Annotated in this window: 26 protein-coding genes; 15 read left to right on the top strand and 11 right to left on the bottom strand. The window is 32.7% G+C overall.

Annotated elements, in window-relative coordinates; genetic code table 11:
* Positions 1-109: 109 nt before the first annotated feature.
* From BUR17_RS06925 to BUR17_RS06895, 7 genes are all read left to right on the top strand, one after another.
* Positions 110-748 carry a DUF47 domain-containing protein gene (locus BUR17_RS06925; RefSeq protein WP_074229593.1) on the top strand — a complete coding sequence of 213 codons (639 nt, stop codon included), beginning with the start codon at positions 110-112 and terminating at the stop codon, positions 746-748.
* Positions 749-763: 15 nt separating this feature from the next.
* The gene (locus BUR17_RS06920; protein ID WP_074229592.1) at positions 764-1,906 is read left to right on the top strand and encodes an inorganic phosphate transporter; all 1,143 of its coding nucleotides are present in this window, start codon (positions 764-766) and stop codon (positions 1,904-1,906) included.
* A gap of 102 nt (positions 1,907-2,008) precedes the next feature.
* Positions 2,009-2,980 (top strand): polyprenyl synthetase family protein, encoded by a 972-nt coding sequence (locus tag BUR17_RS06915; RefSeq protein ID WP_074230251.1) that lies wholly within the window; start codon positions 2,009-2,011, stop codon positions 2,978-2,980.
* Between the two features lie 87 nt (positions 2,981-3,067).
* Positions 3,068-4,024, top strand: a complete 957-nt coding sequence (locus BUR17_RS06910) for a GSCFA domain-containing protein (protein WP_074229591.1) — start codon at positions 3,068-3,070, stop codon at positions 4,022-4,024.
* Positions 4,025-4,056: 32 nt separating this feature from the next.
* Positions 4,057-4,584: a DUF4269 domain-containing protein gene (locus tag BUR17_RS06905; protein WP_074229590.1), complete on the top strand. Its 528-nt coding sequence runs from the start codon at positions 4,057-4,059 to the stop codon at positions 4,582-4,584.
* Positions 4,585-4,589: 5 nt separating this feature from the next.
* A complete protein-coding gene (locus BUR17_RS06900) occupies positions 4,590-5,357 on the top strand; it encodes a TatD family hydrolase (RefSeq protein WP_074229589.1) in 768 nt (255 codons plus the stop codon).
* 11 nt (positions 5,358-5,368) lie between these two features.
* The gene (locus BUR17_RS06895; protein ID WP_159437593.1) at positions 5,369-6,526 is read left to right on the top strand and encodes a hypothetical protein; all 1,158 of its coding nucleotides are present in this window, start codon (positions 5,369-5,371) and stop codon (positions 6,524-6,526) included.
* Positions 6,527-6,564: 38 nt separating this feature from the next.
* Here the strand turns inward: BUR17_RS06895 and BUR17_RS06890 are convergent, their stop codons facing one another.
* The 6 genes from BUR17_RS06890 to BUR17_RS06865 all read right to left on the bottom strand — a co-directional run bounded on the left by BUR17_RS06890 (position 6,565) and on the right by BUR17_RS06865 (position 11,631).
* Positions 6,565-7,833, bottom strand: a complete 1,269-nt coding sequence (locus BUR17_RS06890) for a DEAD/DEAH box helicase (protein WP_074229587.1) — start codon at positions 7,831-7,833, stop codon at positions 6,565-6,567.
* Positions 7,834-7,999: 166 nt separating this feature from the next.
* On the bottom strand, positions 8,000-8,491 hold the full coding sequence (locus tag BUR17_RS06885; RefSeq protein ID WP_074229586.1) for a DUF6438 domain-containing protein: 492 nt from the start codon (positions 8,489-8,491) through the stop codon (positions 8,000-8,002).
* 77 nt (positions 8,492-8,568) lie between these two features.
* The gene (locus tag BUR17_RS06880; protein WP_074229585.1) at positions 8,569-9,207 is read right to left on the bottom strand and encodes a porin family protein; all 639 of its coding nucleotides are present in this window, start codon (positions 9,205-9,207) and stop codon (positions 8,569-8,571) included.
* 85 nt (positions 9,208-9,292) lie between these two features.
* A complete protein-coding gene (gene obgE, locus BUR17_RS06875) occupies positions 9,293-10,276 on the bottom strand; it encodes a GTPase ObgE (RefSeq protein ID WP_074229584.1) in 984 nt (327 codons plus the stop codon).
* Positions 10,277-10,357: 81 nt separating this feature from the next.
* Entirely contained in the window at positions 10,358-10,936 is a 579-nt protein-coding gene (locus BUR17_RS06870; protein WP_074229583.1) for an adenylate kinase, read from the bottom strand.
* A gap of 140 nt (positions 10,937-11,076) precedes the next feature.
* Positions 11,077-11,631, bottom strand: coding sequence for a phosphoribosyltransferase (locus tag BUR17_RS06865; protein ID WP_074229582.1), 555 nt, complete (start codon positions 11,629-11,631; stop codon positions 11,077-11,079).
* 172 nt (positions 11,632-11,803) lie between these two features.
* Between BUR17_RS06865 and BUR17_RS06860 the strand changes: the two genes are divergently transcribed.
* The 7 genes from BUR17_RS06860 (at position 11,804) to BUR17_RS06835 (ending at position 18,908) form a co-directional block, all read left to right on the top strand.
* On the top strand, positions 11,804-12,481 hold the full coding sequence (locus tag BUR17_RS06860; protein WP_074229581.1) for a response regulator transcription factor: 678 nt from the start codon (positions 11,804-11,806) through the stop codon (positions 12,479-12,481).
* 180 nt (positions 12,482-12,661) lie between these two features.
* Complete coding sequence (locus BUR17_RS06855; protein WP_074229580.1) at positions 12,662-13,948, top strand: sensor histidine kinase; 1,287 nt, start codon at positions 12,662-12,664, stop codon at positions 13,946-13,948.
* 54 nt (positions 13,949-14,002) lie between these two features.
* Positions 14,003-15,985: an LTA synthase family protein gene (locus tag BUR17_RS06850; protein ID WP_074229579.1), complete on the top strand. Its 1,983-nt coding sequence runs from the start codon at positions 14,003-14,005 to the stop codon at positions 15,983-15,985.
* A gap of 43 nt (positions 15,986-16,028) precedes the next feature.
* A complete protein-coding gene (locus BUR17_RS20650; RefSeq protein WP_143747540.1) occupies positions 16,029-16,238 on the top strand; it encodes a hypothetical protein in 210 nt (69 codons plus the stop codon).
* Between the two features lie 110 nt (positions 16,239-16,348).
* On the top strand, positions 16,349-17,047 hold the full coding sequence (locus BUR17_RS06845) for a DUF1826 domain-containing protein (protein WP_074229578.1): 699 nt from the start codon (positions 16,349-16,351) through the stop codon (positions 17,045-17,047).
* 293 nt (positions 17,048-17,340) lie between these two features.
* Positions 17,341-18,213, top strand: a complete 873-nt coding sequence (sucD, locus tag BUR17_RS06840; RefSeq protein ID WP_074229577.1) for a succinate--CoA ligase subunit alpha — start codon at positions 17,341-17,343, stop codon at positions 18,211-18,213.
* Positions 18,214-18,230: 17 nt separating this feature from the next.
* Positions 18,231-18,908, top strand: a complete 678-nt coding sequence (locus BUR17_RS06835) for a porin family protein (RefSeq protein ID WP_074229576.1) — start codon at positions 18,231-18,233, stop codon at positions 18,906-18,908.
* 77 nt (positions 18,909-18,985) lie between these two features.
* Here BUR17_RS06835 and BUR17_RS06830 read toward each other — a convergent pair whose 3' ends face one another.
* The 5 genes from BUR17_RS06830 to BUR17_RS06810 form a co-directional block, all read right to left on the bottom strand.
* Positions 18,986-19,885 carry a hypothetical protein gene (locus BUR17_RS06830; protein ID WP_074229575.1) on the bottom strand — a complete coding sequence of 300 codons (900 nt, stop codon included), beginning with the start codon at positions 19,883-19,885 and terminating at the stop codon, positions 18,986-18,988.
* An 86-nt stretch (positions 19,886-19,971) separates the two neighbouring features.
* Positions 19,972-20,508: a helix-turn-helix domain-containing protein gene (locus BUR17_RS06825; RefSeq protein WP_074229574.1), complete on the bottom strand. Its 537-nt coding sequence runs from the start codon at positions 20,506-20,508 to the stop codon at positions 19,972-19,974.
* Positions 20,509-20,511: 3 nt separating this feature from the next.
* Positions 20,512-21,822, bottom strand: a complete 1,311-nt coding sequence (locus tag BUR17_RS06820) for an ABC transporter permease (RefSeq protein WP_074229573.1) — start codon at positions 21,820-21,822, stop codon at positions 20,512-20,514.
* Positions 21,823-21,826: 4 nt separating this feature from the next.
* Positions 21,827-22,738: an ABC transporter ATP-binding protein gene (locus BUR17_RS06815; RefSeq protein ID WP_074229572.1), complete on the bottom strand. Its 912-nt coding sequence runs from the start codon at positions 22,736-22,738 to the stop codon at positions 21,827-21,829.
* A 106-nt stretch (positions 22,739-22,844) separates the two neighbouring features.
* Positions 22,845-23,195, bottom strand: coding sequence for a T9SS type A sorting domain-containing protein (locus tag BUR17_RS06810; protein ID WP_074229571.1), 351 nt, complete (start codon positions 23,193-23,195; stop codon positions 22,845-22,847).
* 119 nt (positions 23,196-23,314) lie between these two features.
* Between BUR17_RS06810 and hemB the strand changes: the two genes are divergently transcribed.
* Complete coding sequence (gene hemB / locus BUR17_RS06805; protein WP_074229570.1) at positions 23,315-24,304, top strand: porphobilinogen synthase; 990 nt, start codon at positions 23,315-23,317, stop codon at positions 24,302-24,304.
* The last annotated feature ends 40 nt before the right edge of the window (positions 24,305-24,344 follow it).

The raw sequence follows: 24,344 nt of genomic DNA, 5'->3' as shown, positions 1-24,344 counted from the left end.
TTTTTATGTAAACAAATATTACTTCAATGTGAACAAAAATTAACGCTGGATGCTTTTTGGTGACATGGTTTTTTAGGAAATTTGCACACGAATTTATAAATACTATAAAATGGGCATTGGTAATATTTTCCACGCTTTTCAACCGAAAGATAAAATCTTCTTTGTACTTTTCGAAAAAGTTACAGATAACCTGGTTGCTATGTCTAACGATTTTAATCACGGAATCAAAGATTTTGATCTGAATGATGATTCTATGCTAAAATTGATGAGCGACTATGAGCACAAAAATGATGAGCTTACTCACGAAATCTTCGTTGAATTGGGGAAAAACTTCATTACACCTTTTGATCGTGAAGATATTCACACATTAGCTACAGGTTTAGATGATATCGCAGATTATATTTATGCTTCTGCTAAATATATCTTCCTTTACAAATCTCCTTTGATGAAGGCTTATGCAGATTTTTCATTATTGATTCACAAAGCTTGTCTTGAGATTCAGAATGCAATGAAAAACCTTAAAGGTTTCAAAAATATGGAGCAGGTGAAAGAAGCTTGTATTAAAGTAAACTCTATAGAAAATATTGCAGATGACCTTCTTTCAAATTCTATGGTAGAATTGTTTGAGACCAATGATGCAATTAATATTATTAAAATTTCATCAGTATTAAATTACCTTGAAGTAGTAACCGATAAAGCAGAAGATGTTGCCAATACAATTGAAAACATCATGATTAAATACGCATAAAACAATATAACAGAAATGGAATTTCCTATTTTACTTACGGTTATTATTGCTTTAGCTTTAATCTTCGATTACATCAACGGTTTTCATGATGCGGCAAACTCTATTGCAACGATTGTTTCTACTAAAGTTCTTACACCGTTTCAGGCGGTACTTTGGGCAGCATTATGGAACTTTGCAGCTTTCTTTTTAGCAGCCTATGTAATTGGTGAGTTTAGAATTGGTAATACGATTGCCAAAACCGTTAATGAAAACTTTATTACGCTCGAAGTAATATTTTCAGGTCTTATTGCAGCAATTGCTTGGAATCTTTTAACATGGTGGTTTGGTATTCCTTCATCATCATCACATACTTTGATTGGTGGGTTTTTGGGAGCGGCTTTAATGCACGCTTTTATGCTAGACTACAGAGAAGTAGTTGCAGCTCATCCAGATTTGGGAACTTTTACAACAGTAAAAGAAGCTTTAATTAAAGTAACCACACAAGATATTGTGAAATTTGATAAAGTAATCCCGATTTTCTTATTCATTTTCATGGCTCCGATATTGGGGATGATTATCTCTATTATCATTACTTTGATTATTGTTCATTTATACAAAAGATCAAATCCTTACAAAGCAGATAAAGCATTTAAGAAATTACAGCTTGTGTCTTCAGCTTTATTCAGTGTAGGTCATGGTTTGAATGATGCTCAGAAAGTAATGGGTATTATTGGTGCAGCATTAATTTATTATCATGTAAATATGCTTCAGGATCCTGTATATTTAAATATTCCTTCTGCGGGACGTTTCGATTATTTTGCACAGCATTATATTTGGGTTCCTTTGGTTTCATTTATCGCTATTGCATTGGGAACAATGAGTGGTGGATGGAAAATCATCAAAACAATGGGGACTAAAATTACAAAAGTAACTCCATTGGAAGGGGTAAGTGCTGAAACAGCAGGAGCAATCACGCTTTTCATCACAGATCAATTAAGTATCCCAGTTTCTACAACACATACAGTAACAGGTTCTATTATTGGGGTTGGACTTACAAAGAGGGTTTCTGCAGTACGTTGGGGAATCACGGTAAGCTTACTTTGGGCTTGGATTTTAACGATTCCTATTTCAGCAATTGTTGCAGGAATTACTTACTTAGCTGTAACGTTTTTAACTTAAGCGAAAAATTTTATCACAATATAAAACTTTGTCCGTTTGGGCAAAGTTTTTTGTTTTACAACCCCTCAGAAAATCGTATTTTTGTTCAAATTAAAATCTTTTATGGAATTCTTAGACACCTACCAACAGATTGTTGCTGATGCTATTACTAAATATACGTTTAAAGACAAACCTACAGAGCTGTATGAGCCGATGAATTATATCATCTCGCACGGTGGAAAACGTCTCCGTCCGATTATGGTTTTAATGGCTTGTGACTTGTTTGGTGGTGATCAGAAAGAAGCAATAAAGCCGGCTTTGGCGATTGAGTTTTTTCATAATTTCACGTTGATTCATGACGATATTATGGATGAAGCTCCGCTAAGAAGGAATAAGCCGACTATTCACACCATTCATGGTCTTAATACAGGAATTCTTTCAGGAGACGGTTTAATGCTTAAAGCCTATAAGTTTTTTGAAGATCTGGAACCTGAAATTTTTAAAGCTTGCGTAAGAATTTTCACGCATACGGGTTTGCTTCTTTGTGAAGGTCAACAATATGATATTAATTTTGAAACTCAGGAAAATGTAACGTTCGAAGATTATATCAGAATGATTACTTACAAGACCGGAGTTTTGAGCGCATCTTCTTTTGAGATTGGAGCAATGATCGCTAAAGCACAGTTTAAAGATGCCAAAGCAATTTTCAATTTCGGAAAACATATCGGTATCGCTTTCCAGATCATGGATGATTATTTGGATGTTTTCGGTGACCAGGCTCAGTTCGGTAAAAAACATGCCGGAGATATTTATGAAAACAAAAAAACAGTACTTTACCTTTTAGCAAGAGAGCACGGAACTGAAGAAGAACGTAAAGAATTAGATTACTGGTATTCTAAAAAGACCGATAACATCGATAAAGTTTACGGTGTTGAAAAGATTTTCAGAAGAACAAGAGTTGACGAAAAAGCATTGCGTTTAATCGAAAAACATAACGAAATCGGACAAAGCTATCTTGCAAAAATAGACGTTCCCGAAGAAAAGAAAAAACCATTCTCTGAATTGGCAAATTACCTGTTGAGAAGAGAGAGTTAAATTAGGTAATAGGTTTTAGGAATTAGGGTTTAGTTTCTGAACTGCCATTTTACTAATTCCTAAAACCTAATTCCTAATCCCTAAAATATGAAATTCCGTACAGAAGTTGACATACAACCATCGCAGCAAAAAATTGAATTTGAAGATAAAATATTTTCAATAGGCTCTTGCTTTGCCACGGAAATGTCAGATTTATTTCAGAAAGGTCAGCTTCAGACGGTTAATAATCCTTTCGGGACGATTTTTAATCCGTTTTCGATTAATAATTCAGTAAAAAGGCTTCACGATTCAGAGTTTTATCACGAAGACGATTTAATTGCGTATAATGACGAATATATTTCTTTGGATCATCACACCAATTTTGATACAAGATACGTTCACCAGACTTTAGATAAAATCAATTCGAAAATAGAAGAGGGAAACCGTTTTCTGCAGGAATCCAATTGGGTGATTATTACTTACGGAACTTCGTTTATTTATGAATTTGAACCTAAAAAAAAGCTGGTTGCGAATTGTCACAAAATCCCACAAAAATTCTTTGAAAAAAGACTTTTAACTTATCAGGAACTTACAGATTCTATTTACGATACAATCATTAATCTTCAGGATATTTGTCCTGAAAATGTCCAAATTTTGTTTAGTGTTTCACCTGTTCGTCATACAAAAGATGGAATGATTGAAAACCAATTAAGCAAATCTAAGTTGATAACGGCGATTCATGAAGTGTGTTCGCAATTTGAAAATAGCCATTATTTACCGATTTATGAAATCTTAATGGATGATTTGAGAGATTATAGGTTTTATAAGGATGATTTGATACATCCTAATTCACAAGCTGTTAATTATATTTTTGAGAAATTTGGTGAAGCTTATTTTTCGAATGAAACTAAAGATTTTATTAAAGAAAATTTTAAAATCAATAAAGCTTTAGAACATCGAACAGATGATGAAAAAGATCCGAAATTTATCGAGTTTAAAGAAAAACTGAATCTGAGAATTGAAGCTCAGAGACAAAAAGTAAAACACGATATATTCAAGGTTTAAAGTTCAATGTTTAATGTTAAAAACCTAATGTAATGATTGATTTTACGAAACTCGATTATCTGAAGATAGGAAATGAAAAGCAAAAAAGAGCTTATGAAGTTCTTACAAAATATAAAATCTTCCAAATCCTGAATTATTATTCGCCAATTTTAGCAGGAACAATTCCTATTGAAATTGATGTTGAAGGAAGCGATTTAGATATTATCTGTGAACTGGATTTTAAGTTTGAGGAAGATTTTTTAGATGATATTGCATTTAGTAAAATGATTCCTTTAGGAGCAGATGTAAAAGTAGAATATCCAGTTATTAATAATGAGAAATCTATTGTTATAAATTTCGTATTAGAAGAATTTCCAATCGAAATTTTTGCACAAAATAAACCGACAATTGAGCAAAATGCTTACCGCCATATGATTGCAGAATATAAAATCTTGCAGGAAAAAGGTGAAGAATTTAAAGAAAAAATAATAGATCTTAAGAAAAAAGGTATAAAAACAGAGCCGGCTTTCGGGATGCTTTTAGGTTTAGAAAATCCTTACGAAGATCTTTTAAAATTTTAAAAATAATGATTGATACACATACGCATTTATATGCCGAAGAATTTGATGAAGACAGAAAAGAAACGATTCAGAGAGCTTTAGATAAAGGAATTACAGAGTTTTATCTTCCGGCTATCGACTCAGAATCGCACGAAAAAATGCTTCAGTTGGAAAGCAAATATCCTGATCAGATTTTTTCGATGATGGGATTGCATCCTTGTTATGTAAAACCAGAGTCTTGGGAAAAAGAACTTGAAATCGTAAAGAATTATCTTGACCAAAGACATTTTCCTGCGATCGGAGAAATTGGTATTGATTTATATTGGGATAAATCGACTTTAGATATTCAGGTAAAAGCTTTTGAACAACAAATTGACTGGGCGATTGAAAAAGATTTGCCCATCGTTATCCACACCAGAGAAAGTTTTGACGATACTTTTGAAGCTTTAGAAAGAAAAAAACATCCAAAACTTCGGGGAATTTTCCATTGTTTTTCAGGGAATCTGGAACAGGCAAAACACGCTTTAGATTTAAACTTTATTTTAGGAATAGGTGGAGTAGTAACCTTTAAAAACGGAAAAATTGACCAGTTTTTAAATGAAATTCCATTAGAAAAAATCGTTCTGGAGACAGATTCCCCTTATCTTGCTCCTGTTCCTTTCAGAGGAAAAAGAAATGAAAGCTCTTATCTTGATCTGGTTGCCGGAAAATTGGTTGATATTTACCAAAAAGATTTTGCAGAGATCGATAGATTGACGAGTGAGAATGCGAAGAGAATGTTTCAAAGAAATTAATTAAACGATTAATGAAGAGTAGTTTGTTTAAATTTTTAGACGATTCAAGAATGATGAAAATAATTATTTTTATCATTTACTTCATTATCAATTTTTTATTTTTAGTAAAATACGGCTCTCGTCAGGAAAAAGTGCCCATTTTATTTTTGGCTGTAATTTTTATTCTTATTCATGGAATATTCTATTTTAGTTATCATTCTATTGTAAATAAATTAAAACTAAGCTCAAAAACTATTTATGTTTTAGTGATTGTTACAGGTATTATCTATCTGTTTTTATCACACCTCACCAAAGATCCTTATGCACTGAAGATTGATCGTTGGCAAACTGTCGAATATTCGCTTGATTACTGGCTTCATGGAAAATATATTTACAGCACCAGAAATTTTATGGGAAATGTTCCTTCTTATTTGCCTGGTCAGCTTTTATTTTTGGTGGGTTTTTATCTTATTGGCAATGTAGGATATTTGCAGGTTGTAAGTTTAGTGCTTTTTAGTTTTGCTGTCATAAAAGAATTTAAAACCAACAAGATCCGTTTATTAGGGATTTTGATGATGTTTTTTTCTCTTTCTTTTATTTATGAAGCGGTCTGTAAAAGCGATTTTATTTCGTCTTTTATCATAGTTTCTTTTTTTATTATTTATTGGAGTAAAAAATATAAAAATAATTATTTTCAGAAACCTTTACTTTTAGGTATTATTTTGGGAGTCTTATGCCTTACAAGAACTGTGGTGATTATTCCTTTAATTCTTTTTTTATGTAAACCATTTTTTATGGCTTCGTGGACAGATAAAATTAAGTTTACTTCAATGTATCTTATCACTATTGCCTTATTGCTCTTATCAATACTTTTGCCGGCTGAAAATCTTGATTACATTTTAGCTTATAATCCTTTAGGAATGCAAGGTCAGTCTAATATTTTTGTAATCTTAATTTTCCTTTTATTATCTGTTCTTTTATCATTTATTGTAAAAGAAATCCGACATATTTTTTATCTGTCAACAATTATTGTGTTTAGTTTAATGTGCAGTCACATTATCGAACAATTGTTAAGACAAACAACTTTTAATTATCTCAATATTACTTATCTCGCAGCAGCTTTACCTTTTTGTATCATAAGCTTTTGCTTTCTGTCACAGAAAGAAATTGCAGATAACAGTCAATTATAGATTCAACAAAAAAGCCTTCCAATCGGAAGGCTTTCATTTTATTTCTTTCTAGAAAAATTATTTTTATTGTTTGGCTTTTTAAACCCGACATCTTTTCTCTGCTGACCAGGATTTGCTGGTTTCGGTCTCGGAGTAAAAGGTTTATTGTTAGAATCTCTTTTCTCAACAACCAAATTATCGGTGTGATAAGGATGATCTTTTACGACAGGAATTTTCATTCCAATCAGTTTCTCAGTATCTTTTAAGTTTAATAAATCTAAACCATCAACAAAAGAAATTGAGCTTCCTTCAGCTCCTGCACGACCTGTTCTTCCGATTCGGTGAACGTAAGTTTCTGCAACGTCTGAAAGCTCGAAGTTGATCACATATTTCAGTTCATCAATATCAATCCCTCTTGCTGCAATGTCTGTAGCTACTAAAATACGTGTTTTTCCTGATTTAAAATTATTTAAAGCATTCTGTCTCGCATTTTGAGATTTATTACCGTGAATCGCTTCTGTCGGGATATTAGCGGCTTGTAGTTTTTTAGCAATTTTATCTGCTCCGTGTTTTGTTCTTGAGAAAACTAAAACAGATTCAGAAATTTTATTTTGTAAAATATGAGAAAGAAGATCCAGCTTTTTATCTTTATCTACAAAATAAATAGATTGTTTAATAGTTTCTGCAGTCGAAGAAATTGGTGTTACAGATACTTTTATAGGAGTATTCAGAATAGAGTCTGCCAATTTCTGAATTTCAGTTGGCATTGTTGCAGAGAAGAAAAGAGTCTGTCTTCTTTGAGGTAAAAGTTTAATAATTCTTTTTACATCGTGTACGAATCCCATATCAAGCATTCTGTCGGCCTCATCCAAAACAAAAATTTCAAGATTTTTAAGAGAAATAATTCCCTGTGCAATAAAATCTAGCAATCTTCCTGGAGTTGCTACCAAAATGTCAACACCTTTTCTTAAAGCTGCTACTTGATTTCCCTGTTTTACACCACCAAAAATTACCAATTGTTTTAATGGTAAATTTTTTCCGTATGCATTGAAGCTTTCTTCAATTTGTATAGCCAATTCTCTCGTTGGAGTAAGAATTAATGCCTTAATATGATTATTTTTCGGTCCTTTTCTTTCTGTAAGGTTTTGCAGAATAGGAATGGCGAAAGCTGCTGTTTTACCTGTTCCTGTCTGTGCTGTACCAAGTACATCTCTGTGTTCTAAAATTGATGGAATCGCTTGTTCCTGAATTGGAGTTGGTTTTTCGTAACCTTGGCTTTGAAGCGCATCTAAGATGGGCTTAATTAGTTTTAAGTCTGTAAATAACAAAATATATATTGCGTATTAAAATAATGCGGTCGAAGCAGTATACTTCATCATTTTTTAGCAGATCTGCCAAAAATTTTAACAGAATTTTTAAGTAATATCAATTACTATTTGGCTGAGAATGCCGCGAAATATGTTGCAAAGATAGTTTAAATAATTTTAAGTGTAATTATTGAACCTTTTTCCACTGTTGATTATGCATTAAATCCTCGAAAAATTGGTAAACTGTAATCAATTTTTCTGTTCCTCGTTTTCCGTAATCTTCGATGTTTTTAGATGATCCGTCATTAAATTTTACTCTAAGATAAGAAGTCGGCATATCTGTAATATTCCGTGAACCGTACTTTTCATTAAGACTTTTTATATCTAAATTATCAAGAAGTGTAACCAGTTTTTTGTAATCAGCCTCTTTAATAGTTGTTTTGAATGTTCCTTCTCTCGGTTTACTAAATTCTCCTTTTGAAAACTCTTTCGAAAAATTAAAGTGTTCTGCTTCCAAAACAGCTGTTCGGTCAGGATTGATGGTCATTTTAAAAATCGGGCAAGAACCAAAACAAGCTCCTGCTTCATATTCTATGGTTGAGTATTTTGACGAAGACATTTTCTGTGAAGAACATGAGAACAAAAAAATGATTGTCAATAAGCTTAATAAATATTTCATTGTTTTTTATTTAATATAAATCTTTCAATAAGTATTCCAAATAAAAAGAGAAACCTTTTGAGTTTCTCTTATGTGTTTTAATTAAATCTATATCCTACACCAGCTTGCAGAAAACCAATTCTTGTTTCAAAACCATTTTTGTGTGTGTCAAAAAAGTTGAAGTTGTATCGCGCGTCAACAAAAATTTTATCTGTTATTTTATATTCTGCACCAAGAAAAGGGAAGAGATTTAGCGTTTTATAGCCAACTAAATCCTGAGAATCTGTGCCATTTACAATTCCATCGGTTTTAACTTTTTCAGAAAGATTAAAACCGAAATTCATTCCTGCAGAAGCAGAAAATTTTGGGATAAAATAATATTTTACTGAAACCGGAACTTGAATCTGAGTAAATTGATAATTAAAATCAACATTTCCCATTTCTACAATTTCGCTGCCAATAAGCTGTACCAAAGGAAGAGAATCTGTACCGCCAATCTGAGTGTATAAAACTTCAGCCTGAATGCCCACCTTTGATGAAAGAGGCTTTTCTGCTACGAAACCTGCATAGAAATAAGATTTTGAATCTAATTTGTCATCAAAAAATTTCATGTTTGATAAGGAATAACCTGCTTTTACGCCAAATTTAAAATCTGCATCAGAGGTAGATTCTTGAGTTTGAGCACTTATAAGTCCCGAAATTGTGACTGAAAGGGCTAAAAAAAAATTCTTAGTCATAATTTTTTAAGTTTAATTTAAAAAAGAAACGGAGAATTGTAAAAGAAATTGTGCTGCAATCAACGATTACAGCACAATATTATTTTTATCCGTGAAGCCTTTTCCAAATAGCATCTTTCAGTTCCGTTAAACCTTCTCCGGTAACACCCGAGAAAAATAATGGTTTTTTGTTTTCCGGAAATTCTGCAGCGATTTCTTTTTTCAGTTCATCATCCAAAAGATCGGCTTTAGAAACAGAGATAATAAAATCTTTATCTAAAAGCTCAGGATTATATTCTTTTAATTCGTTTTCCAAAATTTTAAACTCCTGAAAATGGTGTTCAGAATCTGCAGGAATTAAGAACAATAAGATTGAATTTCTTTCAATATGTCTTAAGAATCTGTGACCAAGACCTTTTCCTTCTGCAGCACCTTCAATAATCCCCGGAATATCTGCCATTACAAAAGATTTGTAATTTCTGTAATCTACAATTCCTAAGTTGGGCGTTAAAGTCGTAAATGCGTAATTGGCAATTTTTGGTTTTGCAGCAGAAACTGAAGCTAACAGTGTAGATTTTCCTGCATTTGGGAAACCTACAAGACCTACATCAGCTAAGATTTTAAGTTCGAAAACGATGTACCCCTCTTGTCCGTCCATTCCTGGTTGAGCAAAACGTGGAGTTTGATTGGTTGATGATTTGAAAAACTCATTTCCTTTTCCACCTTTTCCACCTTCCATCAAGATGATTTCCTGGCCATCTTCCAGAATTTCACCTACAACTTCTCCTTCTTCATTTTTAGCAATAGTCCCGATTGGAACGTTGATGTAAACATCTTCTCCGTATGCTCCTGTTAACTGGTTTTTTGCTCCGTTTTGTCCGCGCTCAGCTTTTACGTGACGGGTGTATCGAAGGGGTAGTAAAGTCCATTCATGGGCATTTCCTTTCATGATGATGTGTCCTCCGCGACCTCCGTCACCTCCATCAGGACCACCTTTAGGAATATATTTTTCACGGCGAAGATGGGCAGAACCCGCACCTCCGTGACCGCTTTTACAATGAATCTTTACGTAATCTACAAAATTTGACATATATTTTTAACTTAGGATTTAGGGCTTAGAGCTTAGGATTTAGCGTAAATAACTATTACCTAACTCCTAAACCCTAATTCCTTATTTTACTTTTTCTACTTCAGCAAAAAGTTTTTCAGAAATCTCGTTGATTTCTCCTACACCGTTGATCTCTACATATTTACCTTGTTGTTTGTAAAGTTCGGCTACTTCTGCTGTTTTTGTGTAGTATTCTTTTATTCTGTTTTCGATAATTTCCACATTGCTGTCATCAGATCTTCCGCTGATTTCGCCTCTTTTCAGTAATCTTTCAACCAAAATAGAGTCTTCAACAACTAAAGAAAGACAAACATCGATATTATCATTCAGTTCTTCTTTTACAATTTTCTCCAAAGCTTCTGTCTGCACTGCAGTTCTAGGATATCCGTCGAAAATAAATCCTGCAGCATCGCTTGGTTTTCTGATTTCGTCAATCAGCATATCTGTTGTTACCTGATCCGGAACCAATTCTCCTTTATCGATATAAGATTTTGCCAGTTTTCCCAATTCGGTATCATTTTTCATGTTGAATCTGAAAAGATCACCTGTTGAGATTTGCTTTAAATTAAATTTCTCGATTAAGTTTTGCGCTTGAGTACCTTTTCCACTTCCTGGAGGGCCGAACAGAACAATGTTTATCATAATGTTGTTTTGCTTTTGGCAATGGGCAATTTGCTTTTGGCGGTTTGCAACTTTGCTTTCAGCTTTTTTAGTTATTATTAAATTTATTTCTTTATTTTACTTTTTTAAGCTAAAAGCTGTGAGCTCATAGCCAACAGCGTTTAATGGTTGATTTGTCCGTCTTCCAATTGGTATAGATTCGATAGGTTTCTTCCTAATTCATCATAATCCAATCCGTATCCTAAAACAAATTTATTTGGAATTTCTTTTCCAATATAATCCAGTTTGAAATCTTTTTTATAAACATCAGGTTTCAATAAGAATGAAGCAATTTTTACAGATTTCGGACGTTGTGTTTCATTAAAATATTTAAAAAGACTTTCAACAGTATTTCCTGTGTCTACGATGTCTTCTACAAGAATGATGTGACGGTCTTTTACATCTTTTGTCAGTTCCATTTTCTGATACACAATCCCAGTAGATTCTGTTCCTGCATAGGAACTCATCTGGATAAATGCGATCTCGCAAGGTCCTGGGTAATGTTTAAGAAGATCTGAAAAAAACATGATAACACCGTTTAAAACACCAATGAAAACAGGTACTTCGTCTTTGTAATCTTCATAGATTTTTAGAGCGGTTGCCTTTACAATTTCCTGAATTTCGGCATCCTTTAAATAGGGAACAAAAGTTTTGTCGTGAACTTGAATACTTTCCATAAAATTTTTCGTAGGGCGCAAAGTTACGGATTTTAGATTAAAATATTTTGTAGTTTTTGTTCATGTATTATTATTGATATTATTTTTATGAAGATTGATCTATTTTAAATCTTATCTTTAGTGTTATTTTAATTCAGAATTTCTTCTAAATTGAATCCATAAATTTGTTGCTGTGAAAATTTTAATCATAGAAGACGAAACAGAATTGTCTAAAAGTATTGCAGAATATCTTTCCGGGGAAAGTTATTTGTGCGAATTTGCCACTACTTTTGCGGAGGCAATGAATAAAATAGAAATGTTCCAGTACGATTGCATTGTTTTGGATATCATGCTTCCCGATGGAAACGGATTGACTATTTTGGAAGAATTAAAGAAACAAAATAAACAGGACGGTGTCATCATTGTTTCCGCAAAAAATGCTTTGGAAGATAAAATTGAAGGTTTAAAATTAGGAGCCGATGATTATTTGACCAAGCCTTTTCATCTTTCTGAACTCATGGCGAGAATTTATTCTATTATTAGAAGAAAACAGTTTAATAATTCTAATATTATTATTCAGAATGAACTACAGATCGATCTTTTAGCTAAAACGGTAACGATTAACAACCAAAATATTGATCTTACAAAAAAAGAATTTGACCTGCTTCTTTATTTTATAGGAAATAAAAATAAAGTCATCTCTAAAAGTACTTTGGCAGAACATCTTTCGGGTGATTTGGCAGATATGCTCGACAGTCATGATTTTGTTTACGCTCATGTGAAAAACCTCAAAAAGAAATTATACGATGCCGGTTGTGAACATTACCTTAAAACAGTTTACGGAACCGGCTACAAATGGGGCGATAATTAGTTATAAGTTATAAATGATGAGTTATGAATGATAAAAAGAATATTTTGAAAGATAAGAGTTTTATTTTTGTAATAAGAATTGTAAAACTCTATAAATGCATTGTTATACATTAAAAATAATTCGTAACGCCATTATAACAACAAAATCGAAAAACTTATAATTCATAACTTATAATTTTTAATGAAACCGCTTTTAAGTAAAACCACAAAACCATTTATTATCTATGTACTCGTTATTTTGTTAATGAGTATTCCTGTATATTATTTTATAGTAGATACAATTTGGCAGAGTGAACTCGATGAGCACAACAAAACGATTGCAGAAAAAACGGCGTATGAATTTAATCATCTGAAATTGTCTGATGAAGCTTTAGATGAAAGTATTAAGCTTTGGAATAACATTCAGCCGGAAACGAATATCGAAAAACTTAAATTCGACAATAGAAAAAGAGATCAATATTTTACTATTGAAAAAGCCGAAACTTTTTCTGCGGAACCTGAAATAGAACGTTATCGTTGTCTGGAAAAAGTAGTTTACATCAATAATAAACCTTTTCTTTTTACGGTACAGACCAATATTGAAGAATCTCGTGAAACTATTGCAGCAATTGCGCTCAACACCGCATTTTTCTTTGCGATTATTGTTGCAGGACTTTTAATTCTCAATAGGAGAATTTCGGCAGTGGTTTGGAATCCGTTTAGAAATACATTAGAAAAGCTGAAAAATTTTAATCTGAATCACCAAAGTAAAATAGAATTTGAAAAAACCGATATTTCAGAGTTTGAAGAACTTCACCAGTCTTTATCTAAATTGATAGAACACAGTATTTCTGTCTATAAAACCCAAAAAGAGTTTACCGAAAATGCGTCCCATGAATTGCAGACGCCTTTGGCAATTATTAAGCACAAATTAGATATTCTTCTTCAGGATAAGGATTTAACTTCAAAACAATACGAAATTGTAGAAGATATCAACAGAGCTTTGACGCGAAGTTCCAGGATCAATAAAAACCTTTTGTTGCTTGCTAAAATTGAAAACAGTCAGTTTGATACAACTGAGAATATTCTGCTGAATAATGTAGTTGAGCAAAGCATTGAACTATTGGAAGAACATTTTCAACAAAAAAATATTAAAGTACAATCTTCTCTTGTGGCGGACGTTTTTGTAAATGGAAACATGAGCTTAACAGAAGTTTTGCTCAATAATTTAATCGTCAATGCGATTCGACATACGACTCAGAATGGTTTTATCGATATAAAACTGATGAACTCTTCTTTTAAGATTGCCAATTCCGGAGCGGAAAAACTTAACGAAGATTTTTTGTTTAAAAGATTTTCTAGGCTTTCTACAGACAGTAACGGAAGCGGTTTGGGTCTCGCCATTATTTATGAAATCTGCAAATTTCAAAATTGGAAAATCAGTTACAAGTTTGAAAACAGTCAACACATTTTTACATTAGATTTTTAAAATTCTAAATTAATTCTAAATTGAGCAACACCTTTACACCTTAAAAAGTAAAGCATGTCCTCAAAAAAACTTTCAAATCTTACAGAAAAGGCTTTTAACAGTAGATTTTCTGCATTTTTCAGTATTCTAAGTTTATACATTTTATTGTCGTTTTTAATAAGAGTGGTATTTCTTATCTGGTCGTCAAAAGATGTAGATTTTAATTTTATTTATATCCTTAGAATATTTTTCACAGGTTTTCTTTATGATTTCGTTTCGGGATCATTATTCTTATTTCTTTACCTTTTTTATCTTTTAATTTTTCCAAAAAAATGGATAGGCTCTTTATTTGACAAAGCTTTCACTTATTTTTATTTGGCAGTTATTCTTTTGAGCCTTTATTTCAGTCTTTTGGCAGAAATTCCGTTTTGGGAGGAGTTTGGAGCAAGATTTAATTTTATTGCAGTTGATTATTTAATTTACACTTACGAAGTTGTAGAAAACATCAATCAGTCTTATCCGTTGCCGTTGCTTATCGCTGTTCTAATCGGTTTGGTTGCTTTGACGTTTTTTATGATGAGAAAATTTAAAGTTTTTAAAAAAATATTTTCAGATAAAGTAAACTTCAAAAAACGTTTATTTTTTGTGATTCCTGTAGCGATTTTCACTATTGTTTTGGGATTTTTAATGAAAAATAAATATGCCGATTTCAGCAATAATCTTGTAGATAATGAGCTTGGAAAAAATGGAGCATTTTCGTTTGTTGCAGCTTTCAAATCAAATGAACTGGATTATGAAGCCTTTTATCCTAAAATTTCAGATAAAAAAGCATATTCAATTTTAAAACAAAATCTTTTGCAGGAAAATCAAACTTATACTTCTGCAAAATTTGATGATATTTCGAGACTTACAAAAGGTAATGGAGAGCAAAAACCAAACATCGTTGTAGTTACTATCGAAAGCTTCAGTGCAGAGTTTTTAAGTGCATTCGGAAATAAAGATCATCTCACTCCCAATTATGACCAGTTGGCAAAAGAAAGCATCTTTTTTACCAATCTTTATGCAACTGGTACCAGAACTGTTCGTGGAATGGAAGCGCTTACTTTGTGCGTTCCGCCAACTCCGGGAAACAGTATTGTAAGACGACCGAATAATCAGGATTTATTTTCTGTGGCAACTATTTTAAAAGAGAAAAAATACCAACCTTATTTCATTTACGGTGGTGATGGTTATTTTGATAATATGAATAACTTTTTCGGCGGACAAGGATTTACGATTGTAGACAGAGACCGCGGAAATCCTTTATCAGAAAAGATAAAAACTGAACGTTTTCAAATAAAAGATGATGAAGTGAGTTTTGAAAATGCATGGGGAATCTGCGATGAAGATCTATACAAACAGGCAATAAAATATGCAGATAAAGAAAGTAATTCAAATAAACCTTTTTTTGAGTTTATTATGACGACTTCCAATCATAAACCTTATACATTTCCTAACGGAAAAATCGACCTTCCGCAAGGCGAAAGAGATGGTGCTGTAAAATATACAGATTATGCATTAGGAAAATTTATTAACGATGCAAAGAAAAAACCTTGGTTTAAAAATACTGTTTTTGTAGTGGTTGCAGATCATTGTGCAAGCAGCGCCGGAAAATGGGAAATCAATATTGCCAAACATCATATTCCTGCAATTATTTATAATCTTAAACAAAAACCTGAGGAAATCAACCGACTGACTTCTCAGATCGATCTTATGCCTTCACTTTTCGGGTATCTGAACTGGACCTACAATACAAGTTTGTACGGAAAAGATATTAATAAAACCAAAGTAGGAGAGGAGAGAGCTTTTATAGGCAATTACCGTACTTTGGGTTTGCTTAGAAATGATCTTTTCACCCAAATTGATGACCGAAAAAGAGTGAAGCAGTTTACCGTTGCTCCAACCGACAAATCTTTGCAGGAAGTTAACTTTAAAAATGAAGATCTTGTTTCTGAAACAATTTCTTATTATCAAACCGCAAGTGAAAGATTTAAAAATGGTAAAATGAAATCGAAATAACACGCATGGATACTTACAATTTCTAAATTTCTTCTAAATTGAGTTGCAACTTTGTATCACAATAGATTTTGAAGTTGAAAGACCTATAAAATCTAACGAATTGCCGGATCATATAAAACCAAAATACAATTCTTTACTCGGGCAATATGATAAAATTTATCTTGAAAAAGTGTACTCATTCGGTAAGAAACATGCGTACGAATTTTATTGTTATCAGGATAATAAGTTGGCTAAAAAGCTGGAGTATGAATAGAAATGAAAATTCTTAGAATGTATTATTTTTCAAAGATTTTGAACATTATCTTCTAATCTATTCTTTATTTTTGCAAAAGAATTAAACGACTAAATTGTTGATTCTAAAATATGAGCAATACATTTTCTGATAACAATCAAGTTGGAGTAGTTTCTTCTTTTTCTGAACTGATAAATACCAAATTCAAAGGAGTAATGAATGCAATCTGTTGGACTCGAAATTTATATGGAGATTTTGAAGAAATTGTTTCTAAGCTTCAATTAAAAGAGAACATTACAGAAATTTCTATTGAAGATCTTTTAGTTTTGGAACTATCAGAAAATGGGATTTTAGCAAGAGAAATTATTTTAAATGATTTACAGCTATTGACAGATTTCGGAGCATCGCCTTTGCTCAATTTGCTTAAAAACTACGAACGAGATGAAGATTTCGATTTCATTTCGACAGATGTATATTCTTTTCATGTAGATCGTTCACCAATTGGTACCGATACTTTTTTATGTACTTATCACGGCGCAGCAAGCGATATTATACCCAACGATCAGGTTGAACAAAAAATTCTGATACCAGAAATCCGAGAGAAACTTAAAGAGCTACACGGCGGACCAGAGGAAGAGTTAGAAGACTTTTTTAAAGAACACTTTTTCGATCTTCATTATGAAGCAAAATCTGCTGCAACTCCAACAAATTTAGGAATAGGAAATCTTTGGCGATTGGCGGTAGATCATCCTTCACAAGAAGTTTTGCCCTGTGTTCACAGAGCTCCTGTGGAAAACGATGGGGAATATCGATTGCTTTTGATTTGTTGATTTTTAGATCCAAGTTTATATCAGAACTAATATTATATTTTTAACTGATCTATAATTATTAAAATTTAAGTTTAAAATATTTGAATTTGATAATCAGTAATTTGTATCGAATTTGATGCGATTTTTAATACATGTTTTTTCTGGGTAAAGCTTTAATCTTTTAATTCTTTATTTTGCATACCTTATATATATCATAAAATGTGATTAAGATTCGCATTAAGGTTTTATTCAAATTCAAAGAAAAATAAGTAAATTTGTGAGCATTAAAATAAATAAATTTAAAAAACAATAAAATGTCAATTTTAGTAAACAAAGATTCTAAAGTAATTGTACAAGGATTTACAGGTAACGAAGGTACTTTCCACGCAGGTCAGATGATCGAATACGGAACCAACGTAGTAGGTGGTGTTACTCCAGGAAAAGGAGGAAGCGAGCACTTAGGTAAGCCGGTATTTAACACTGTTGCTGATGCTGTATCAAAAGCTGGAGCCAACGTAAGTATTATTTTCGTACCACCTGCATTTGCTGCAGATGCTATTATGGAAGCTGCTGAAGCGGGTATTAAAGTGATCGTTTGTATTACAGAAGGTATTCCTGTTGCAGATATGGTAAAAGTAAAATCTTATATCGCAGACAAAGAGTGCAGATTGATCGGACCAAACTGTCCAGGAATCATCACTTCAGATGAAGCTAAAATTGGTATTATGCCAGGTTTTGTTTTCAAAAAAGGTAAAGTAGGTATCGTTTCTAAGTCAGGAACTCTTACTTATGAAGCTGCTGATCAGGTTGTAAGAGCTGGTTACGGTATTTCTACTGCAATCGGAATCGGTGGTGACCCAATTATCGGAACTACTACTAAAGAAGCTTTAGAATTATTCATCAATGATCCAGAAACTGAAGCGGTTGTAATGATCGGAGAAATCGGTGGTGGTCTTGAAGCTGAAGCTGCAAGATGGTACAAAGCAAGTGGTTCTACAAAACCGGTAGTAGGTTTCATCGCAGGACAAACTGCTCCTAAAGGAAGAACAATGGGGCACGCTGGTGCAATCGTTGGAGGTGATGAAGATACGGCTCAGGCAAAAATGGAAATCATGAGAGAAAACGGGATCAACGTGGTAGATTCTCCAGCTGATATCGGAGCTACTGTAGCAAAAATCTTAGGATAAGCTAAAACAAATATGATATGAAAAAAATTTTATTAACATCTGCATTGGCCTTTTCTTTTTTATCGTTCGCACAAATCGATTTAAAAAGTACAAGATTCGGTCTTACAGCAGGTGCAAACTATTCCAGAGTTAAAAACGCACACAATCCTTCAGGAGCAAGATTTGCTTTTCAGGGCGGGCTTTTAGCTTTAATCCCAATGGGTGGAGCAAATCAGTTTTATTTGCAACCCGAGGTTACGTATTACGGAGCCGGAGAGTCAGGAAAGAATAAAGATTCGAAAGGAGCTGATGGTTATAACGCAGTGTATGCTAATAACTATTTAAGTGTTCCAATCTACTTTAAGGGGTATTTTTCTGAAGCAGAATCAGAATTTTTTGGATTAATTGGTCCGAGATTCAATTTCTTGATTAGTCAGAATGTGAAAAATGCTCCTACAGGGAGACCTTATTATGATCCTGATGTAACTGTTCCAGAGTATCCGAAGATTAATGGTAAAGCAAATAGCTTTAATTTTGCCATTGGTGCAGGAATAGGATATAGCTACAAAAGACAGTTAGAACTGGCTTTAAAATATGATTTAGGACTTTCAAATACGTATCCTAATCTTGTTGAGAGTTTTACGCAAGATCCCAATACAGCTAAAAAGAAATCTGAACAGGTTCTTAGTTTAAGCTTAAGCTATATTTTTCAATAAAATTTTTGAAATCAAAACATAAAAAAATCCCGGAGTATAACTTCGGGATTTTTGTTTATAAAGTTGCCTGTAAAGTTTTAATTGATTGAAATTTTTTCTTCTTTGCAATCAATATATAATGAATTTTTAAGGAAAATTTTATTTCCTAGCATTCCGGTCATTCCTGAAAATTTCATCAGCATATATTGAGATTGTGAAATTCCTTCAACGTAGGTAACTTCACTCAAAATAAGCTCTTTATTTTTAAACTTGATGGTTTGATTAGATTTTGCAGTATAGCTTGTAAGTATTCTTTCCCACGATTGTGCTTTTTCTACAACAGGTTTTGAATTTGGTAATTTTAATTTTCCCCAAACGTTTTTATTGGTCAAAAATTCATATGCACTTGTTCCCGAATCATATAAAAACTCCTCTTCTTTCCCATTTAAAATACCGGATATAATCATTTTTCTCTTTTTAAACTTAAAATCCAGCTTTGCGCTGCTGAAACTTTTGGGCTCTTTTAATATATTAAAAACGACATAATTTTCGCTAAAATTAATAATGGTTTTTTTCTGATCTAATAAATCACTTCCAATGGTTCCGATAATTTTAATAGAGTCTTTATCGTTGTTTTTGCTGATAGAAATTATTTTAAACCGATCAGAAGAAACTTCAGTATTCCCGATAGTAAATTGAGTTTTGATTTGGTTTTTATTTTTAAAAATTGCTAATGAATTTTGATAAAATATAGTATTGGGAGAACCTGTATCAAACTGCATAAAATAAGTGGTAAAATCATTTTGAAAATGAACAGGCAGAAGCATAACATTTTTATTTTCACCCAACCATTTTACGATCACTTTTCCGCTTTCATTTTTTACCGTTAAATAATTTTCTTCGGGACTGAATTTTTGGTCGAAATAACAATAAAATCCAAGACAAAGAAGAGTTAAGAAGAGTAAAAATGCTAAGACTGTTTTCTTTAAAATTTTCATAAATTATTTTTATGCAAGGTTCCGTTTTAAAACTGAATTTTGCGATAAAAACAATACGACAATTTTACGTCAATTCATTTTTTATTTTACAAGAAATTGAATTTCAGATTTGTATGTAAATCTTTGTTTTTGTTTAAAGCAATTCCATTGATGATGATAGCAATTAATTTTAGGAATAAAAAAGTAATCAATACAATCAAGAAAACAGGAAATTTAACTGATAATCCTTTTTGAAGAAACGGGCTTGCAATTAAAAACAAAGACATTGTTACAGAAAGAATGATTTGAAGAGCAACAATGTTTCTTCCAAGTTGTTTGTTGTAAACATCCTGTGTTTTATAAGTAAATATAAGCGGAAAAATTATTCCTCCAAACGGAATAATTAAACCAAAAAGGGCAGAACTGTTAATCAGTTTTGCCCTTTCTACATTATTATTTTCTTTTTCAATTAAATTTTCAGGTGTTGTATTTAAACTTTCAGCAAGTGCTTTCAGTGTAAAACCTTTAGGAATATTTCCTGCCTCAATTCTCTGGATGGTTCTTAACGAAAGACCAGCTTTTTCAGCAAGTTCCTTTTGAGTAAGTCTGTTTTCTTCCCTCAATAATTGAATTTTATTTTTCATCTTTTACCCTCTGATCCACTTCCAGATCTCCTTCAAAGTCGCCTTGTTTCCATACATCAAAATTCCTACTCGATAAATTTTTCCGGCAAGGAAAATCATAAAAATAGTTGTTCCTAAAAGCAAAGCAATCGACAAAGCAATCTGCCAAGCCGGAACTCCGAAAGGAATTCTTGCAACCATCGCAACAGGCGAAGTAAATGGAATAATCGACATCCAGAAACCAACCGGTCCGTCAGGATTATTAATCACAGAAATACTTCCATACATTCCTAATGTAAGAGGAAGAATGGCAAATAAAGTAAACTGTTGCGTTTCCGTTTCGTTGTCAACAGCTGAACCAATTGCAGCGTAAACAGAACTATAAAACATATATCCTAAAAGGAAAAATATAATGAATACAAAAATAATCAACGGGAAATTTAGCTCTAATAAGCTGTGAGAAACCTGAGTTGCGATTTGCGCGATATCAAGTTTGCTCATCAGTTCTTCATTTCCTCCCGGAATGTTTTTCTGAAGTGAAGAAAATCCTGTGTTTAAAACCAAAGCTCCAGCTACAGACATCATAATCCATACAATAAACTGCGTTAAAGCAACCATGGTAACTCCCAAAATCTTTCCCATCATCAATTCAAAAGGTTTAACAGAAGATATGATGATTTCTACAACACGGTTGTTTTTTTCCTCCAAAACACTTCGCATTACACGAACTCCATAAATGATGATAAACATAAATGTTACATACATCAAAACCATGCTTAAAGCGCTTTTTACGCCAAATGCCAAATCTGAATCTTCTTTATTATCTTCAGAAACGTTGATGGTTTTTAAAGTGAAACTTTTATCAAGGTCTGCAAGTTGAGCTTCCTGGATTCCAAGTTGTTTTATTTTCTCTTTTTTAATGACATTCGTAATGTCTGAAATAATTTGTTGCTTGGTATCAAAACCGATTTTGGTGTTTACAACCAATCGTGTGCTTTTCTCTAAATCATCAAAATTATTCTCTGATAAAGCCGGAAGAATTAAAATTCCGTCCAGAGTTTCATTACCCTTTAAGTTGTTAAGCTTAGATTGCTCTTCGGCAGAAGGAATAAATACATAATTGATTTTTTCATCAGACTTCAGTTGTCCTTTAAAAAGCCCGCTGTTATCAACCACTTCAATCACATTATGAGACTGATTGGCTTTAAACATCATTCCGACAACCGCTCCAAAAGCAATAATCATTAGCGGCGCCAGTAAAGTGAGTATAACGAAGGATTTTTTCTTAACCTGCGTAAGAAATTCCCTTTTTGTAATTAAAAAAATATTGTTCATAAAATTAAGAGTGATTGCTTACCGCATTGATAAATACTTCATTCATGCTCGGAATTCTTTCGTCGAAAGATCTTACTTTTCCTACATTAACCAGATCTAAAAGAATATTGTTCTGATCTGCTTCGTTTTTCAAATCAAAAGAAATTAGATTATTTTCATGGGTCATGTTGAAGATTCCATATTTGTTTTTAAACTGATCAAACTGGTCATCGTTGACTTCAGATAAAGTAACTCCAAAAATATTTTTCTTGAATTTTTCGCGAACATCAAAAACTCTTCCGTCGATTATTTTTTTAGAATTATTGATCAATGCAACATAATCACACATTTCTTCCACACTTTCCATTCTGTGAGTTGAAAGGATAATAGTCGTTCCATTATTTTTAAGCTCGATGATCTGATCTTTAATTAAATTGGCATTCACCGGATCAAAACCTGAAAACGGTTCATCCAAAATTAAAAGATGCGGTCTGTGAAGAACGGTTACAACGAACTGTATTTTCTGAGCCATTCCTTTTGAAAGTTCAGAGAGTTTTTTCTTCCACCATTGATCGATATTAAGTTTATCAAACCATTTTTTTGCTTCATTCAAAGCATCATTTTTTGTCATTCCTTTCAGTTCTCCGAAGTAAAGAATCTGATCTCCAACGCTCATGTTTTTATAAAGACCACGTTCTTCCGGCATATAACCGATGTCTTTAATATGATTCGGATTCAGTTTTTCTCCGTTGATGAAAACGTTTCCTGAATCGGCTTGTGTAATCTGGTTGATGATTCGGATGAAAGAAGTTTTTCCTGCTCCGTTTGGTCCTAGAAGACCGTAAATACTTCCTTTCGGAACGTGTATGCTAAAATCGTCTAATGCGGTCTTTTTTCCGGCATTGTAGGTTTTAGTAATTTGTTCAGCTTTTAGCATTAAAATTGTTTTTACAATTAGTTATGAAATATCCCGAAAGTTACGGAATAATTGAAAAAAAATGTGCTAAAAGAAAAAATCCTGATGATTATCAGGATTTTGAATATTATTGCTTTACTATTTGAGTAACTTTTTGTGTATTGTCGCTTAGAATATATCTGATAAGATATTTTCCGGGTTTCAGTTTCTGAATATTAATCTCAGCATTATTACTGTTGATATTGTAACTGGCAACCTGAGTTCCCAATATAGAATAAAAAGAAACATTTTTAATTTTCAATGAAGAATCTTTCGCTTTCACCATCAAAAAATCTTTCGCAGGATTCGGATATGCTGTAAGCACACCGTCATCAGATTTCTGATTAGTGGAAGTTGGCTCTTTTATTTGTGCTTTCAAATTATCAGAAAACCCAATAGTAGCGCCAATAAATATAAATAAAAGTAAAAGTTTTTTCATCAACGATATATTTGCTTAAATATTACTAACAAAAATAATAAATTCTATAATCATCTGCAATAGTTTTTTGTAGAACTTATATTAAATTTGCAATAAATTATTCAAAAAGTATTCCAAAGATGATATATTCTAGAAACAGAAGACTAAGAGTGAATGAATCGATGAGAGGTTTGGTAAGAGAATGCAGTCTTTCAGTGAACGATTTTGTAATGCCTATTTTCGTAATGGAGGGCGAGAATAAAGAAGAAGCAATCGCTTCAATGCCCGGAATTTTCAGGCGAAGCATCGATCTTACGGTAAAAGAATGTAAAGAATTATTTTCTTTAGGCGTAAAGGCGGTTAACCTTTATATGAAAGTTTCAGATCACTTAAAAGATAACACCGGAAAAGAAGCGTGGAACAAAGATGGTTTAATGCAAAACACCATCAAAGCAATTAAAGATGCGGTGCCTGAAATGGTGATTATGCCCGATGTAGCCTTAGATCCTTACTCTATTTACGGTCATGATGGAATTATAGAAAACGGAAAAATCATCAATGATGCAACCAATGATGCATTGGCAAAAATGGCTGTGTCACATGCTGAAGCTGGAGCTGACATTGTGGCACCGAGTGACATGATGGATGGCAGAGTTTTGGCAATTCGTGAAGCTTTAGAAGAAAGCGGTTTTCATGATGTTGGAATTCTAAGTTACGCTGCAAAATATGCTAGTTCTTTTTACGGGCCATTCAGAAGTGCTTTAGACAGTGCTCCAAAAGACAATATGGAAATTCCGAAAGATAAAAAAACGTATCAAATGGATTTTCACAACTCGCGTGAAGCATTAAATGAGGTTTTCAAAGATGTGGAAGAAGGTGCAGATATTATTATGATCAAACCAGGTCTCCCATATTTAGATATTGTAGCAAAAGTGCGTGAAGCAATTGATTTGCCGATTGCAGTTTATAATGTAAGCGGAGAATACGCAATGTTGAAAGCTGCTGCTCAAAACGGTTGGCTTGATAATGATAAAGCGATTATTGAAAGCTTAACATGCTTCAAAAGAGCTGGAGCAGACATGATTTTCACTTATGCTGCAAAAGAAGCTGCAATGATCTTAAACAAATAAAAGTTTAAAATGATGAGTTATGAATTATGAGTTGGTCTCA

Source organism: Chryseobacterium scophthalmum (assembly GCF_900143185.1).
Taxonomy (GTDB): Bacteria; Bacteroidota; Bacteroidia; order Flavobacteriales; family Weeksellaceae; genus Chryseobacterium; species Chryseobacterium scophthalmum.
Note: the sequence above shows the minus strand (reverse complement) of the source record. Positions and strands in the feature narration are given on the sequence as shown.

What these genes read in the sequence shown, in the direction of transcription:
- obgE (WP_074229584.1), bottom strand. Translation starts at nt 10,276, where the DNA reads ATGTCAAATTTTGTAGATTACGTAAAGATTCATTGTAAAAGCGGTCAC.
- BUR17_RS06920 (WP_074229592.1), top strand. Translation starts at nt 764, where the DNA reads ATGGAATTTCCTATTTTACTTACGGTTATTATTGCTTTAGCTTTAATC.
- BUR17_RS06900 (WP_074229589.1), top strand. Translation starts at nt 4,590, where the DNA reads ATGATTGATACACATACGCATTTATATGCCGAAGAATTTGATGAAGAC.
- hemB (WP_074229570.1), top strand. Translation starts at nt 23,315, where the DNA reads ATGATATATTCTAGAAACAGAAGACTAAGAGTGAATGAATCGATGAGA.
- sucD (WP_074229577.1), top strand. Translation starts at nt 17,341, where the DNA reads ATGTCAATTTTAGTAAACAAAGATTCTAAAGTAATTGTACAAGGATTT.
- BUR17_RS06845 (WP_074229578.1), top strand. Translation starts at nt 16,349, where the DNA reads ATGAGCAATACATTTTCTGATAACAATCAAGTTGGAGTAGTTTCTTCT.
- BUR17_RS06865 (WP_074229582.1), bottom strand. Translation starts at nt 11,631, where the DNA reads ATGGAAAGTATTCAAGTTCACGACAAAACTTTTGTTCCCTATTTAAAG.
- BUR17_RS06820 (WP_074229573.1), bottom strand. Translation starts at nt 21,822, where the DNA reads ATGAACAATATTTTTTTAATTACAAAAAGGGAATTTCTTACGCAGGTT.
- BUR17_RS06885 (WP_074229586.1), bottom strand. Translation starts at nt 8,491, where the DNA reads ATGAAATATTTATTAAGCTTATTGACAATCATTTTTTTGTTCTCATGT.
- BUR17_RS06880 (WP_074229585.1), bottom strand. Translation starts at nt 9,207, where the DNA reads ATGACTAAGAATTTTTTTTTAGCCCTTTCAGTCACAATTTCGGGACTT.
- BUR17_RS06850 (WP_074229579.1), top strand. Translation starts at nt 14,003, where the DNA reads ATGTCCTCAAAAAAACTTTCAAATCTTACAGAAAAGGCTTTTAACAGT.
- BUR17_RS06905 (WP_074229590.1), top strand. Translation starts at nt 4,057, where the DNA reads ATGATTGATTTTACGAAACTCGATTATCTGAAGATAGGAAATGAAAAG.
- BUR17_RS06835 (WP_074229576.1), top strand. Translation starts at nt 18,231, where the DNA reads ATGAAAAAAATTTTATTAACATCTGCATTGGCCTTTTCTTTTTTATCG.
- BUR17_RS06830 (WP_074229575.1), bottom strand. Translation starts at nt 19,885, where the DNA reads ATGAAAATTTTAAAGAAAACAGTCTTAGCATTTTTACTCTTCTTAACT.
- BUR17_RS06925 (WP_074229593.1), top strand. Translation starts at nt 110, where the DNA reads ATGGGCATTGGTAATATTTTCCACGCTTTTCAACCGAAAGATAAAATC.
- BUR17_RS06825 (WP_074229574.1), bottom strand. Translation starts at nt 20,508, where the DNA reads ATGAAAAATAAAATTCAATTATTGAGGGAAGAAAACAGACTTACTCAA.
- BUR17_RS06870 (WP_074229583.1), bottom strand. Translation starts at nt 10,936, where the DNA reads ATGATAAACATTGTTCTGTTCGGCCCTCCAGGAAGTGGAAAAGGTACT.
- BUR17_RS06915 (WP_074230251.1), top strand. Translation starts at nt 2,009, where the DNA reads ATGGAATTCTTAGACACCTACCAACAGATTGTTGCTGATGCTATTACT.
- BUR17_RS06815 (WP_074229572.1), bottom strand. Translation starts at nt 22,738, where the DNA reads ATGCTAAAAGCTGAACAAATTACTAAAACCTACAATGCCGGAAAAAAG.
- BUR17_RS06855 (WP_074229580.1), top strand. Translation starts at nt 12,662, where the DNA reads ATGAAACCGCTTTTAAGTAAAACCACAAAACCATTTATTATCTATGTA.
- BUR17_RS06810 (WP_074229571.1), bottom strand. Translation starts at nt 23,195, where the DNA reads ATGAAAAAACTTTTACTTTTATTTATATTTATTGGCGCTACTATTGGG.
- BUR17_RS06895 (WP_159437593.1), top strand. Translation starts at nt 5,369, where the DNA reads ATGAAGAGTAGTTTGTTTAAATTTTTAGACGATTCAAGAATGATGAAA.
- BUR17_RS06910 (WP_074229591.1), top strand. Translation starts at nt 3,068, where the DNA reads ATGAAATTCCGTACAGAAGTTGACATACAACCATCGCAGCAAAAAATT.